At 61.6% G+C, this 12,478-nt stretch carries 16 protein-coding genes and 3 pseudogenes; 10 read left to right on the forward strand and 9 right to left on the reverse strand.

Features of this window, described 5'->3' with window-relative positions; genetic code table 11:
* Nucleotides 1–19 precede the first annotated feature (19 nt).
* The 7 genes from J3489_RS24095 to J3489_RS38630 all read left to right on the forward strand — a co-directional run bounded on the left by J3489_RS24095 (nucleotide 20) and on the right by J3489_RS38630 (nucleotide 4,547).
* Entirely contained in the window at nucleotides 20–547 is a 528-nt protein-coding gene (locus J3489_RS24095; protein WP_207002515.1) for a type II secretion system protein, read from the forward strand.
* 9 nt (nucleotides 548–556) lie between these two features.
* Nucleotides 557–946 carry a type IV pilin protein gene (locus J3489_RS24100; protein WP_207002364.1) on the forward strand — a complete coding sequence of 130 codons (390 nt, stop codon included), beginning with the start codon at nucleotides 557–559 and terminating at the stop codon, nucleotides 944–946.
* Nucleotides 943–1,578 (forward strand): type II secretion system protein, encoded by a 636-nt coding sequence (locus J3489_RS24105; protein WP_374193484.1) that lies wholly within the window; start codon nucleotides 943–945, stop codon nucleotides 1,576–1,578. Before J3489_RS24100 ends, J3489_RS24105 begins: the two co-directional genes overlap by 4 nt.
* 227 nt (nucleotides 1,579–1,805) lie before the next feature.
* The gene (locus J3489_RS24110) at nucleotides 1,806–2,198 is read left to right on the forward strand and encodes a DUF2946 domain-containing protein (RefSeq protein ID WP_207002366.1); all 393 of its coding nucleotides are present in this window, start codon (nucleotides 1,806–1,808) and stop codon (nucleotides 2,196–2,198) included.
* Between the two features lie 154 nt (nucleotides 2,199–2,352).
* Entirely contained in the window at nucleotides 2,353–3,252 is a 900-nt protein-coding gene (locus J3489_RS24115) for a hypothetical protein (RefSeq protein ID WP_242540258.1), read from the forward strand.
* An 18-nt stretch (nucleotides 3,253–3,270) separates the two neighbouring features.
* A complete protein-coding gene (locus J3489_RS24120) occupies nucleotides 3,271–3,636 on the forward strand; it encodes a copper resistance CopC family protein (protein ID WP_207002368.1) in 366 nt (121 codons plus the stop codon).
* 2 nt (nucleotides 3,637–3,638) lie between these two features.
* Nucleotides 3,639–4,547 (forward strand): CopD family protein, encoded by a 909-nt coding sequence (locus J3489_RS38630; RefSeq protein WP_207002370.1) that lies wholly within the window; start codon nucleotides 3,639–3,641, stop codon nucleotides 4,545–4,547.
* Between the two features lie 186 nt (nucleotides 4,548–4,733).
* Here J3489_RS38630 and J3489_RS24130 read toward each other — a convergent pair whose 3' ends face one another.
* The 6 genes and pseudogenes from J3489_RS24130 to J3489_RS24155 all read right to left on the reverse strand — a co-directional run bounded on the left by J3489_RS24130 (nucleotide 4,734) and on the right by J3489_RS24155 (nucleotide 8,633).
* Nucleotides 4,734–5,657 (reverse strand): LysR family transcriptional regulator, encoded by a 924-nt coding sequence (locus tag J3489_RS24130; protein ID WP_207002373.1) that lies wholly within the window; start codon nucleotides 5,655–5,657, stop codon nucleotides 4,734–4,736.
* A 417-nt stretch (nucleotides 5,658–6,074) separates the two neighbouring features.
* Nucleotides 6,075–6,389 carry a DUF4148 domain-containing protein gene (locus tag J3489_RS24135; protein ID WP_207002375.1) on the reverse strand — a complete coding sequence of 105 codons (315 nt, stop codon included), beginning with the start codon at nucleotides 6,387–6,389 and terminating at the stop codon, nucleotides 6,075–6,077.
* A gap of 341 nt (nucleotides 6,390–6,730) precedes the next feature.
* Nucleotides 6,731–6,907, reverse strand: a pseudogene (locus tag J3489_RS24140) (IS30 family transposase); the annotation flags it as partial.
* Nucleotides 6,892–7,425 (reverse strand): annotated as a pseudogene (locus J3489_RS24145) (cytochrome c biogenesis protein DipZ); the annotation flags it as partial. The pseudogenes J3489_RS24145 and J3489_RS24140, both read right to left, overlap by 16 nt.
* 108 nt (nucleotides 7,426–7,533) lie before the next feature.
* Nucleotides 7,534–8,283: an alpha/beta fold hydrolase gene (locus J3489_RS24150; RefSeq protein WP_207002377.1), complete on the reverse strand. Its 750-nt coding sequence runs from the start codon at nucleotides 8,281–8,283 to the stop codon at nucleotides 7,534–7,536.
* 44 nt (nucleotides 8,284–8,327) lie between these two features.
* Nucleotides 8,328–8,633, reverse strand: coding sequence for a putative quinol monooxygenase (locus tag J3489_RS24155; protein ID WP_207002379.1), 306 nt, complete (start codon nucleotides 8,631–8,633; stop codon nucleotides 8,328–8,330).
* Between the two features lie 107 nt (nucleotides 8,634–8,740).
* Here J3489_RS24155 and J3489_RS24160 point away from each other — a divergent pair, with 107 nt between their 5' ends.
* Entirely contained in the window at nucleotides 8,741–9,700 is a 960-nt protein-coding gene (locus J3489_RS24160) for a GlxA family transcriptional regulator (RefSeq protein WP_207002521.1), read from the forward strand.
* A gap of 197 nt (nucleotides 9,701–9,897) precedes the next feature.
* On the opposite strand, the pseudogene J3489_RS24165 reads toward J3489_RS24160, so the two are convergent.
* A pseudogene (locus tag J3489_RS24165) lies at nucleotides 9,898–10,029 on the reverse strand (IclR family transcriptional regulator); the annotation flags it as partial.
* On the opposite strand from J3489_RS24165, the gene J3489_RS24170 reads away from it, so the two are divergent.
* Nucleotides 9,973–10,362, forward strand: coding sequence for an FAD-dependent oxidoreductase (locus J3489_RS24170; RefSeq protein ID WP_508617099.1), 390 nt, complete (start codon nucleotides 9,973–9,975; stop codon nucleotides 10,360–10,362). The pseudogene J3489_RS24165 and the gene J3489_RS24170 overlap by 57 nt on opposite strands.
* A gap of 437 nt (nucleotides 10,363–10,799) precedes the next feature.
* On the opposite strand, the gene J3489_RS24175 is transcribed toward J3489_RS24170, so the two are convergent.
* Nucleotides 10,800–11,189, reverse strand: a complete 390-nt coding sequence (locus J3489_RS24175) for a DUF1330 domain-containing protein (protein WP_207002381.1) — start codon at nucleotides 11,187–11,189, stop codon at nucleotides 10,800–10,802.
* Between the two features lie 30 nt (nucleotides 11,190–11,219).
* Between J3489_RS24175 and J3489_RS24180 the strand changes: the two genes are divergently transcribed.
* Entirely contained in the window at nucleotides 11,220–11,411 is a 192-nt protein-coding gene (locus J3489_RS24180; protein ID WP_207002383.1) for a hypothetical protein, read from the forward strand.
* A gap of 4 nt (nucleotides 11,412–11,415) precedes the next feature.
* Here the strand turns inward: J3489_RS24180 and J3489_RS24185 are convergent, their stop codons facing one another.
* Nucleotides 11,416–11,754 (reverse strand): septal ring lytic transglycosylase RlpA family protein, encoded by a 339-nt coding sequence (locus J3489_RS24185; protein ID WP_207002385.1) that lies wholly within the window; start codon nucleotides 11,752–11,754, stop codon nucleotides 11,416–11,418.
* Nucleotides 11,755–12,478: the final 724 nt, after the last annotated feature.

Here is a 12,478-nt window from a genome sequence, read left to right on the forward strand (position 1 = left end):
GGCCACCGGACAGAGCGCGATGCGCTTGCACGGCGCAGGCCGGCTCGATCAGCGTGGATTTACGCTGATCGAGCTGGTGATCACGCTCGCGCTCGTGGGCATTCTCGCGCTCGCGATCATGCCGTTTTCGGAACTGATCGTGCAGCGTCAGAAGGAGCAGCAGCTGAGCGATGCGTTGCGCGAGATCCGTACCGCGCTCGACGCCTACAAGGAGGCGAGCGATACCGGTCTCATCGACAAGGAAGCGGACGCATCCGGCTATCCGCCGACGCTGACCGTACTCGTGACCGGCGTGAAGAACGCCAAGGATCCGAAAGGCGGCCTGCTGATGTTCCTGCGTCACGTGCCGCGCGATCCATTCTTCAGCGGCGACCCGGACACGCTTGCCGAGGAAACGTGGAGCGCGCGGGCCTATGGCGAGCCGCCGGACCAGGCGGCGGGCGGCGACCCGGCCATCAGGAGCGAACAGGCTGGCAAGGATGTGTTCGACGTGTCGTCGAAATCCGATCGCGTCGGCATTAACGGTATCCCGTACAAACAATGGTGACGGTGCATCATGAAACCCGCTCGCACGCACAAGACCCGCGGCTTCACGCTGATCGAACTCGTTGTCGTGATGGCCATCATCGGCCTGCTTCTGACGATAGCGGTGCCGCGTTATATGCACAGCATCGAACGCGGGAAGGAGCAGGTCCGGCAGCAGAACGTCGCGGTGATGCGCAATGCGATCGACCAGTACTACGGGGACAACGGTCAGTATCCCGAGACGCTCGACGAACTGGTGGCGAAGCATTACCTGCGCGCCGTTCCCGTCGACCCGGTCAATGGCGATGACAAATGGGCTGTGATGGCTTCGCCGGACGAAACCAAGCCGGGCGTCTACGATGTGGCGCCGGCGAGCAGTCCGCAGGGTGCGCCACCGCGCGCGGACGGAGTCGCCAAATGAGCGGCACCGCCTGCTCTTCGCGCGGCGCCGGGCCCGCGAAAGCGCGTGCGAGGCAGCGCTTGGGGCCACGTGCTGCGCAACAGGGCGGGCTGGTGCTGCTGGCGCTCTTGATCGCACTGATGCTGATGTCGATCGCATTGGCCGGCGCGCTCGACGTGTGGTCGCTGCAACGGCGCCGAGAGCAGGAGAAGCAGCTGCTGTTCGCCGGCAACCAGTACCGGCAGGCGATTCTGCGGTATTACCGCGTCGGCCGGGCTTACCCTGCATCGGTCGATGACGTGCTCAACGACACACGCTTTCCCGCGCCTTTGCATCACCTCCGTCGCCCCTATCCGGATCCGATCACTGGCAAGAATGATTGGGTGTTCATGATGTGGGGCGATCGTTTCTACGGTGTCTTCAGCAGATCAGAGGCGGCCACCATCAAGCGCGCGGGATTTCCACGCCAATACGAGGACTTCGAGGGCGCAGAGACCTATCTGGGGTGGAAGTTCCTTTATCTGGCCCCGGGCCTGCGAACCACGCCGCCCAACGCTGTCCCCGCCGCGCCCGGGATTGCGGCCAGCTTTCCCGCCCTGTCTGGCTTTGAGGGTGGATATCTGCCGGGCCAGCGGCCATCCGGCTCACGGTGACGCGTGACGTATTCGTCCCGCTATCGCCGCAACACAACTAACCAGTAGCGTCAAATTGCCGCTATACGATGGGGAACCTCATGATAGACGAGAGACTTGGTACGCTCGGCCACCTACTCATCGCGCTGCTTGTTGCAAACTGGCCGCGCTCGACCAACCGCCAGTGACGAGCGGCGACGGGTCGACCGTTCCTCTGCCAATTTCTTTTAGCGTCTCGCCTATTCGCCATGCTCAACCGCCACCGTCAGAAGATCGGTGCCTGGCTTGGGATGCTTGCCATCCTGTTGAGCGTGGTCGCGCCGACGGTGTCTCAGGTGCTGCTTGGCGCGAATGGCGGCGTCGAGCATCACGCGCATCACTTCCATCACCATCATCCGGCCGTCGAGGTCGCGTTGGATGCCCATGCCGGGCATCACCATGGCTCCGATTCATCGTCGGTCTGCGACGCGTGCCCGTATTGCGGACTGATCGCGCACTTGCCAGCCTTGCCCAGCGTGGCCGTCGCATCGAGCGTCGCGCCGCTGCGTCCCTCCTTTCCTCCACCCCTCGTCACCGCTGCGTTCCGCCCGTACACGGTGCTGACGCTGGCTCAGCCGCGCGCTCCTCCCGCCTGGTCCTGATCTTCGTCGACGTTTTCAGCCAATGCGGCGATGTCGGTGAACGGCCTTCCTGCATTGACGCGTGCCTGCCGTGTGCTCCTCGGGGAGAACAACGAAGTTCCCCAAAGGGGCGGCCTGCGCGAATTCATCACGACAATTCGATTAGGACCTCAACATGCGAACCACTCTCAAACGGAGCGCCGCAGCGCTATGCGCGCTTGCGCCGTGCCTCTTTTCACTCGATGCGTCAGCCCATGCGGTCGTCGGCGACCGCGTCTTTCCGGCCACGATGGCCGTCGACGATCCCGGCGTCGGCGACGAATTCAATCTGCAGTTCAGCCACATCAAGACGGCCGACAGCAACGGCAACGACATGAACGTCAACACGGTGTCCTACGAGTGGGACAAGCTGATCACGAAGAATCTCGCGTTCAGCATCGCGAGCAACTACGCGAGCCAGAACTCGCCGGACGGCAACGCGAAGGGCTGGGACAATTTCACCCTCGGCGCGAAGTACCTCGTCTACGCGAATGCGCGGCACGAGTTCATGGCGTCGGTTGGGCTTCTCGCGACGCTCGGCGGCACCGGCTCGAAAGCGATCGCGAATTCATTTTCGACGTTCACCCCGACCGTCTATTTCGGCAAGGGCTTCGGCGACTTGCCGGCGTCGCTCGGACTGTTGCGTCCGTTCGCGATCACCGGCACGATCGGCCCGAACCTGACGACCGCGTCGTCGGACCAGGGACCGGACTCGCTTGGCTGGGGCTTGACGCTGCAGTACAGCATTCCGTACCTGCAGCAGCAGGTGAAGGATCTCGGATTGCCGCAGCCGTTCGCCAATCTGATTCCGGTCGTTGAATTCCCGATGAGCACCTGCACGGCTGGCGCGTGCTCTGGACAGACAACGGGCACGATCAACCCCGGCGTGATCTGGATCAATCGCTACGGGCAGTTCGGCATCGAAGCGCAGATTCCCGTCAATAGCCGGACCGGCACGCACACGGGTGTCTTGGTGCAAGCCCATATCTACTTCGACGACATCTTCCCGAACTCGATCGGCAAGCCGCTGTTCTGACCCAATAGGAGACCTTTCATGAAACTGCACACAAACGCACGGGGCACTGTTGCCGCGCTCTTGATCTCCGGTTGTCAGCTCGCGTACGCACACGCCTACCCGACCCATCAGGCGCCGGGGGCTGGCTCGACCGTCCCGGCCTCACAGAGGGATGTCGCGATCGATTTCGACGACGGGCTCGAGCCCGCGTTCAGCTCGATCACCGTCACGGACGCGCAGGGCAAAGCTGTCACCCGCGCCAAGGCCGTTGTCGACCCGTCGAACCAGAAGCACATGTCGGCGGCGCTGAGCCCGCTGACTTCAGGCGTCTACACGGTCTCGTGGGTCGCCGTCGCCGCGGACGGGCATCGCACGCAGGGTCACTACACCTTCACGGTGAAGTGACCGTGGAGCCGCTCGTCGCCGTGCAGATTGCTGTGGCAGCCGTGCAGGATATGCTGTTCGCGACGGCGGCCGGCTCGCTCGCGTGCGCCGTGATAGGGAAGCGAAGCGGCATGGGCGCGCCGACCACGCTACGCGGTTGGCAGGCGGGTCTCGCGCTCGCGTTGGCGCTCACGGCCCTCGCGTACCTCTGGCTGCAGTCAGCCGTGATGAGCGGCTCGACGCTTACCGAGGCAGGCCCCGCGGTCACCGCCGTGCTCACGGAGTCGCACTACGGCGTCGCATGGTCGGTTGGGTTCATCGGCGCGCTGCTGGCGACGCTGAGCCGCCTCTTCGACCGGCGCGGCCTGCCGCTGTTCGCCGCGGGCCTCCTCGCGTGGGCGGCGGGCAAGGCGGCAGCGAGCCACGCGGCCGACGCGGGCGACTTCTCGGTGCGAGAAGTCATCCATGTCGTGCATCTGTGTGCGACCGCGCTATGGGCCGGCAGCGTGATCGTCGCGGCAGTGATGCTGCGCCGGCTCGCGCCGACCGCTCGCGCAGCGGCCGAGCACAGGGCGGCTTTCTGCACCGAGCTATCGCATCTGGCGACGTCCGCACTTCTCGTCGTTCTGATCACCGGCTTCTACAACGTGATGCAGGACACCGAGCAGGCGAGCGTGCCGTTCTTCGGCATGGCCTGGGGCTGGATACTCTTGGCAAAGCTCGCGTGCGTCGCCGCGGCGGTGGCATTGGGCGGCTGGAACCGAGTGGTGGTCTTGCCCGATCTACACGCCCGAGCGCGGCAGGACGGTTCGGCTTTCATGGCCGCGCAAGGCCGCTTCGACACTTGGCTCGCCATTGAAGTGCTCGTCATGTTGGCCGTTCTTGCGATCGCGGCCGTGCTGGGACATACGTCTGCGACGGGCGGCTTATGAACGACCCACGCCCGAACCGAGCCCTCTACCGCGCGAGCGGTTTCGATCTTTGTCATATCGTGGCTGGCGACGCGATACGCAACAATGCTGTTTGTGCCGTGAACTTCACAGTCCTGCATCACGGTCGGGGCGATATGTACGGGGAAACGGGGATGGCGGTCCAGTCGGGTTGCCTTTCACCGCCGGTCAGCCGGTGAGCAGTGCTTTGTCGCGGGCAATGACTTCGGGTAAATGGCCGCGCAGGAAGTCGACCCACGTCCGTGTCTTCGCATCGATGAATTTGCGCGAAGGGTAGAGCGCGTAAATGTTCATGTTCTGCAGCGTGAGATTGGGCAGCACGCGAACCAGCGTGCCGTTTCGCAGACCGTCGACTGCTGCATACAACGGCAGCACGCCGATGCCCATGCCTTCGCGAATTGCGACAACAAGTGATTCGGCGATATTCACCTGCAACGGGCCGCTGACCTGTATGAGTTCACTGCCATCAGGTCCTTCGAGCAGCCACTCGTGCGGCGGAAAAGCGGGCGTATTCAGTATCAGGCATTCATGCTGCGCCAGATCGCCCGGTCGCTGCGGGGTGCCGCGCGAATGCACATAGTCAGCCGATGCGCAGAGGATGTTGAACGTCGACCCGAGCAGGTGCGAAACCATCTCCGAGTCGGAAAGCGAATGAGCCGCAACGACGGCGACATCGCTGCCGCCTCCGAAGAGATCGGGCGGGCTCTGCGACAAGGTTAGTTCGACCCTCACGTCCGGATACTGGGCACGATACCTTGCGATCGCCGGCAGCACGTAGTGTTGTCCAATGCTTGCGTAACTGAATATCCGCAACGTGCCGGCTGGGCGCTCATGCGCGCCGCTCGCCTCCTCCTCTGCCTTGCCGACGTCGGCGAGGATCTGCTGACAGCGCTGCAGATATTGCTCGCCAGCGGGCGTGAGGGCAAGACGCCGCGTCGAACGGTTCAGCAGGCGGGTGCGCAGGTGGGCTTCGAGTTCTGATACCGCGCGCGACATGGCGCCGGTCGTCGAATTGAGCGACTCGGCCGCAGCAGTGAAGCTGCCGGCTTCGACGACCCGCGTGAACACCCGCATATTTTGTAGCGTGTCCATAAAATCTTCACGTGTGGCAAAGAATTATTCTCGCACCACCACGCCACGCCAGTCGAGTTTCGGGATCTACCCGGCAAATACGCGGCAAGCATCAGCAACACCGTGCAATGCCGCGCCACTGTGCATGGTCACACTACAGGATACGCACCCCGCTCGGCGCTGCTCCGCAATTCTTTTAAAGGAGCAAAAGTGCGGGTCGTTGTGGCGATCGCCGCCACCCAGACCGTGAAGATCTGTGAGAAGCCATCGGGAGCCCGATGGCGGAGGTATCGATAACGACGGGCCCACTACCCCGGACGCTACCTCGATAGCGAGCCAGTTTTAGAGTGCAGACGCGCAGAAGTGCAGCACGCTCGGAGTGCGACGCTCAATTGCTGGATGCTTTCGGCATCCCTCTGGCGCGTCCGGATCAACGCATCAGGGGTGGTTGTACATCGCGTTCCAGTCGGCAGCAGACACCCCACTCCGACCAGCTGACTGCGACGAACCGCTCACGCCGCCGCCGTAACCGCTTGCTGCGCCGTTCTGTGCAGCAACACGTGCTTCTGCGGCCTCTATGTTTTTCGGATACTGAGTTTGATCGCTCGAGGGGTTGTAGCCCGCCCGTTCAAGCTGGACAAGTTCGGCCCGCACCTGCGCACGGGTTACAGGCGCATTCGACTGTTGAGCGAACGATACGACCGGTGCAGAAAGCACAGCGGCAACAACAACGGCTTGAACAAGGGACTTCATGATGAGCTACCTCGAGACTTGGTTTTGTCCTGCTGCGAACACCCTTGTTCGTAGCCAGTGGGGACAGTCTAAGTAGACAGGCACTTAAGATTAAGGCCGATGTCTGGAGGAGATCGTTGTCGGATTTGGGAAAACCACCGGAAGGTGCGCAGAGCGCCGACGCAGCGCAAACGGCTTCCACCAAGTAGGCTTGAGTGACGCCGATCGATGCCCAACATCTCGCATCCCTGTTTGGGCCGGGCCGATTCGGGTTCGCTTCGATTAGTACCGCGCCATGCGCACAGCTCTCTGAGCCGGAATGCTTGACGGAGTCTGCAAGCAAGTAGTGGTAGCCGGCCACGCAGTTCCTGAGGCAACTTGCCGGCGTGCCTGATCAGGGCGTTGATGACCGTCTCGGTATCCTTGCTATCGATCTTCACCAGCATCACGAAGCGGGTTTGACTTTCGACGAGAGTTGCAATCTGGCTGTTGGCGCTGCCAAACAGCAGATCACCTTCCCAGTGGCCCAGCCGCGCACGTAGGGCAGCGCACGGATGCAATTGATGCACGAGTAAGTCCAGAAGTCGACCAGCACCGCCTTGCCGCGCAGCGACTGTGCAGTGAGCGGCGCGCTGTTGAGCCACCGGGCGGCGCCAGCCAGAGAGGGCAGTTCGCCTTCCACCGGCAGCGCGCCCGTGGCTCTGGCGGCGGCCCGCAGGGGGCCAACGAGATGTACCGCGTCAATCAACTTCTGTTCGATTCCGCCGGTACTCGCCAGCGACACCCGTGTCAGCAGATGAGCATCCAGCCCGAGCGCAATGGCGGCCACCTCCGCGAGCACCAGCACACCCAAAGTGCGGCGCACCAGTTCGCCGGCGCCAGGCGAGCGCTTCATGGCGGCGGCGGCGAAGGTGAGCACCATGCCGGCCAGCATGGGCAGCCCATTGCGCGCAAACGGCCGGTCCGCGCGCGCGAATACGAAAGGCAGCACGGGCAGGATGCAGGGACTCAGAACGGTGAGTACCCCGCCCAGGTAAGCAAGGATCAGTAACAGCATGGGAGAGACTTCCGTGGTGGGTTCATGGCGCTATTCGCGCGGCCTCGCGCCCGGGTCATGTCCAGGTGCGCGAGGCTGCGGACAGCACGTCCTGGCGTCTACGCTCGTCTACTTTGCAGCAGCCTCGATGACTCGAGCGACCGCATCCGGATGCGAGATATAGACAGCGTGGCCTGCGCTCACTTCGGTAACCTTGGCGCCCGAGCGTTGATACATCCAGCGCTGAAGCTGGGGGCTCACTACATGATCCTGTGTGGTCAGCACCGCGTAGCTAGGCTTGGTTCGCCAAGCCGCGACAGGCACAGGTGCTGCCACGGCTTTCTGCGCGAGTGGCTGCTGCGAGTCCGCCAGGAATTGCGCCTCTGCAGGAGGGAGATCCTCCGCATAGGTCTCGCGGAATTTCGCCGGCGGCATGTAGAAGAATTTGTCCGGCGTGGCGCGCATGGCATCATTTGGCGCGGCAAACTTCTGCAAGAGTTGGCCGCTGGCTTCGCCCTTGTCGGGTTGGAGGGCGGCTACATAGACGAGTGCGCTCACCTTCGGGTCGGCGCCTGCATCCGTGATCACGGAGCCGCCGTAGCTATGACCGACCAGCACGACAGGGCCCCGCTGCTGATCGATGACGCGTTTGGTCGCGTCGACGTCCTCGGCGAGGCTGGTAAGCGGCTCTTGCACGATGCTCACGTGGTAGCCGTCTTTCGACAGGATGTCGTAGACGCCGCGCCAGCCAGAGCCGTCCACGAGCGCACCGTGAACAATGACGATGTCTTTTGCCGCCGTTCCAGTCTCGGCGTGGGCCATCGTGCTACCCATGGCAACCAGGACGGCACTAAAAATAACTTTTCGCAGTACGAACATTATAATCTCCACAATCGCTTCCGAATACTCACGTACAGGTGGCTTCAGGCTAGTGCGTTCTTCATGGCCAGAACGTCGAACGGCTCGACCGCAGGCGGGCGTGCCAGCATCTCGTCGACCCGCGCCATCAGGCTCTTTGCCATGTTGCCGGCGAGATGGGCCTGGCGATCTTCTTCTCTCGCAAAAGCGTCGAAGACAGCGAACGTGTTCGGCGACAGCTTCAGGGCGAACCAGATCGGCGTAGTGGCCTCCTGATTCGTCATTTCCAGGCCGGCGGCCAGAAAATCCGCTACCGCCTGCTCCTTTCCGGGCTTGGCTTCAAGTCTGACAAATAAAGCGTGCTTGATCATCTGCGTTCTCCAGTGTCCGCGTGAGGGGCCACGCGATGAGCGCACTTTACAAACGCGGCGGGCTGGGGAACACTGTCTCAATCGACAATTTTGATATCGATTCTGCCATGCGGATTTTTGTTCTCGCGCTCGAGGGAGTGTTCGACACCGGCCTCACCACCGTGCTCGATGCCTTGACGACGGCCAACGAACTTGCGCGCGCGACGGGGATGCTCACACCGGGCTTCGAAATCACCGTGGCGGGGATGCGGCCAGAGGTGCGTACCGCGCTTGGGCTGCAAGTTCCCGTCCGCGATATGACAGACGCCCGTGCACCGGATTGGGTCGTCGTGCCGGCGCTCAACAGGACGACGACGGACCTGCTCGTGCCTTCGCTCGGCCGGGCCGACGTGATCGATGCGCTCGGTGCATTGCGCTCGTGGCACAGTGCCGGCGCCCATATCGGAGCCGCCTGTACGGGAACCTTCGTGCTGGCCGAAAGCGGCTTGCTCAACGGGCGCGAAGCCACGACCACCTGGTGGCTCTCGCCGGTGTTCCGGCAGCGTTACCCCGAGGTGCACCTGGATGCGCATCGCATCGTTGTTCCTAGCGGCAGCACGGTGACGGCAGGGGCCGCCCTGAGCCATCTGGACCTTGCGCTATGGCTGATCCGCAACAACAGCCCTGAGCTTGCCGCGCTCGTGGCCAGCTATCTCGTATTCGATTCGCGGCTGTCGCAGTCTGCCTTTGCGATCTCCGATCACCTGGCCCATTCGGACCCGCTCGTCGAACGTTTCGACCGCTGGGTGCGCGAACACCTCGCCACGGCAATCGCACTCGACGCCGCCGCGGACGCCTTGGCGACGAGCAAGCGGACCTTATCGCGACGTCTGAATGAAGTGCTCGGTAAAACGCCCGTCGAGTACATCCAGGATCTGCGGATCGAGCGTGCCGTTCATCTGCTGAAAACGAGCAAGGACAGCGTGGAGCGCATCGCCGAGCAGGTCGGCTACGCAGACGGCGTCACATTGCGTACGCTACTGCGGCGACGGCTAGGCAAGGGGGTCCGTGAGCTGCGGGCGTCGTGAGTCTTATCGACTATGGGAGTGTGGTCGTGCTCGACCGGTCCCACGGGAGGTTTGCCAACTGAAGTGAAGGGCGAATGGCGGCTTCACCCTGCGGATTCAACCGGTGGATGCAGCACACGAGACGCGCGCGCATTGCGATTGTCTTCGATCCACACGTGTGCCATTGCGGCTATCAGGTCGGCGTGCTCGCTTGACTGCTACTCAAGCGTTCTTATCGAATTGCTGATTCCCCTGGCGCAATCGATCACTGCCGGCGCGAGCTTCTGCCGCGCATCGTCGAAGGTCCATCGGCTGGTCGGCGCGACCACGTGCACGGCGGCGACTGGGCGCATCTCGAGCGCGCGGTGGAATTGATGTATCCGCAATTGAAGGGTGTCGAGTATGAGTATCGCTGGGCCGGGCGTGTCGCGATCACCGCGGATTTTTTGCCACATGTTCACGAACCGGCGCCGGGGCTGAGCATTGCGCTCGGGTACAACGGACGCGATATCGCGATGGCGACGACCGTCGGCAAGCATCTGGCCGCGCGGTTGTGCAGCGATGCGCGCACGCCTTTTCCGTTCGACGTCACGCCGATCAAGCCGATTCCGTTTCATGGACTGCAGCGGTTTTACATCACGGCAGGTGTAGCGTGGTACCGCTTCATGGATGCCATCTCTTGATACTTTTATCGTTCATCGGCGCTTCCGATCCAATAGCTCTTGAAACGCGGAACAAATCCGGCCTGGTAATCGATGGTCGTGCAACAACACCGTCCCCGCTAACGGACCACGCGTGCCAAATGCAACAAGAAGATACCCGGCTGTCACGCAATTCCGTAGGTGTCGCTACGTTAATTGGACCGATCGCGATGTTTACATCGTCTTAGCTTGCGTCTGGCAATCGTGTTTAACGGCTGCTTCGCCAGAAGACATTAGGCAGCGACTCTCAATTGCCATGGCTGTTGTCGACAGACTTTGGGGGAACGGGGTGTAAATGATCGAGACTTTCAAACCGGCTATGTCTGACGAAACGATCTGCCTCACCGGTAGCGGTCCAGTTTGAATGAAATGAAAGAGGCCGCCTAAGTTGACGGCCTCTGCATTGCGACTAACGCGAACTATTGCGGGGCTTCTACGGCGATGATGCGGAACGAGGAAGCATATTTGCCGCCAATCTTTCTCGCCTCTTTGAAGGCCGGAGAATTATAGGCAGCGATGGCCTTGTCCATGTTTTCGTAGCTGACGATGACATAGCGCGCCTTGGGCGGTGTGCCTTCAATCGTGACGTTTTTCCCTCCAGCAACTGCCTTGAAACCGGACCCGCCGTCGCTAAGTGCTTTCGTCGCGAGTGGAAGAAACTCCTTGGCGTAACCCTCTGAGTTTGTTACGTCGACTTCTGCAACGACGTAGGCGATTGGCTTAGCCTGAGCATGAAGTCCTTGGATCGCCGCTCCTCCGATAGCAGCGCCAGCGACGAGTGCGACAGCTACTTTGTAATTCGTTTTCATGAAGCCCTCCCTGTTTGGTAATAAACCCATTTGGATCTGTTGCAGGCTTTTGTGGAAGTGGATCTGTTGGAAGAAACGCGCGCAGCCGCCATTCGCATCTTTCGCTCGCTGCCACGCGATGAGGCGGCGTTGGAACGTTTCGCCCAGACCGGTCGTGAAGAACCATTGCTACGCAGTCTTGCCGATGCCTTGAGCAAGCGATTTGCTCAGGGCACCGTCTAGGACTTCACTGCTCTGTCGTCAAGGTTCCGCCCTCGTCCGACCCCGTCTGTGTCTTCTCCACACGTTCAATCTGCACGCGCATCGACCGCGCGTCTGGCAAACCCAGGGCTTCAGCCGCTGCGTAAGAGAGATCGATAATCCGGCCTTTGACGTATGGTCCGCGATCGTTGATGCGAACGACAACCGACTTTCCGGTAGCCAACGATCGGACGCGCACATAGCTACCGAGCGGCAATGTTCGATGGGCGGCAGTCAAGGCGCCGCCATCGTAGCGTTCTCCGTTTGCTGTCAGATGCCCCTGGAACGTCGCCGAATACCATGACGCCTCGCCGGATTGCAACATCTCGTGCTCGTGCCGAGGGTGACAGGAATCAGCTCTGCACGCAGCATGCTTGGACGAAATCTGTCCGCAAGCAGTGAACAAAGCGCAGATTCCCAAGACTCCCAAATAGCGAAGTGATAGCAGCATAGACCACCCATCAGTCAATGAGACGTGGTTCTAACGGTCTCCCAAAGTTCGCGTTGGCGGCGTGCCCGGGTTATGTAACACCTTGACAATATTTTAGGTGACAGACGACGCTCCTGAAGATCGGACCCTCATTTCCTTGTCGGAGTCGTCGACCCGATTGGCACAGGCCTTTAGATGCGTATTGGCTTCGTCGCATATCGGTCTTTACGTGCCCCTGACCGGTACGTGATGCGAAGACATAAAGCGACCCTGAGCCGTCCTTCCCGATATGTTCCAGAACGTCGCAAGTTGGACTGCTGAGCAGCCATTCGCCCGAAATCATCACCTTGACTTCATCCGCCGATGCCGCGCCGCTGCCCAGTAATGCGCCCACGGCGCAGAGTACGAGTGCGTGAACCCGACGCCATTCGCTCACGCGGGGTCGCTTGCCGCTTGTTGGCCTTTATAGGTTCTTCGCGTTTGTCGATAGCGGCCGTTCAACGTTTGAGTTGTGCGCGTCACATCATTGTCATCATGTGCGATCCTCGCGTTTCCTGAGTATGCCTGTCGACGGGATGTGAGTATTCCCGCACGGAGTTTTCCCTCTCGAGCGAACACT

It is taken from the genome of Trinickia mobilis (genome assembly GCF_017315705.1).
Classification (GTDB): Bacteria; Pseudomonadota; Gammaproteobacteria; order Burkholderiales; family Burkholderiaceae; genus Trinickia_A; species Trinickia_A mobilis.

Bases quoted from the DNA above. Each gene is read 5' to 3' on its own strand.
- J3489_RS24120 (WP_207002368.1), top strand. From the start codon at position 3,271: ATGAAACTGCACACAAACGCACGGGGCACTGTTGCCGCGCTCTTGATC.
- J3489_RS24110 (WP_207002366.1), top strand. From the start codon at position 1,806: ATGCTCAACCGCCACCGTCAGAAGATCGGTGCCTGGCTTGGGATGCTT.
- J3489_RS24185 (WP_207002385.1), bottom strand. From the start codon at position 11,754: ATGTTGCAATCCGGCGAGGCGTCATGGTATTCGGCGACGTTCCAGGGG.
- J3489_RS24115 (WP_242540258.1), top strand. From the start codon at position 2,353: ATGCGAACCACTCTCAAACGGAGCGCCGCAGCGCTATGCGCGCTTGCG.
- J3489_RS24130 (WP_207002373.1), bottom strand. From the start codon at position 5,657: ATGGACACGCTACAAAATATGCGGGTGTTCACGCGGGTCGTCGAAGCC.
- J3489_RS24100 (WP_207002364.1), top strand. From the start codon at position 557: ATGAAACCCGCTCGCACGCACAAGACCCGCGGCTTCACGCTGATCGAA.
- J3489_RS24160 (WP_207002521.1), top strand. From the start codon at position 8,741: ATGCGGATTTTTGTTCTCGCGCTCGAGGGAGTGTTCGACACCGGCCTC.
- J3489_RS24175 (WP_207002381.1), bottom strand. From the start codon at position 11,189: ATGAAAACGAATTACAAAGTAGCTGTCGCACTCGTCGCTGGCGCTGCT.
- J3489_RS24095 (WP_207002515.1), top strand. From the start codon at position 20: ATGCGCTTGCACGGCGCAGGCCGGCTCGATCAGCGTGGATTTACGCTG.
- J3489_RS24155 (WP_207002379.1), bottom strand. From the start codon at position 8,633: ATGATCAAGCACGCTTTATTTGTCAGACTTGAAGCCAAGCCCGGAAAG.
- J3489_RS24105 (WP_374193484.1), top strand. From the start codon at position 943: ATGAGCGGCACCGCCTGCTCTTCGCGCGGCGCCGGGCCCGCGAAAGCG.
- J3489_RS24135 (WP_207002375.1), bottom strand. From the start codon at position 6,389: ATGAAGTCCCTTGTTCAAGCCGTTGTTGTTGCCGCTGTGCTTTCTGCA.
- J3489_RS24150 (WP_207002377.1), bottom strand. From the start codon at position 8,283: ATGTTCGTACTGCGAAAAGTTATTTTTAGTGCCGTCCTGGTTGCCATG.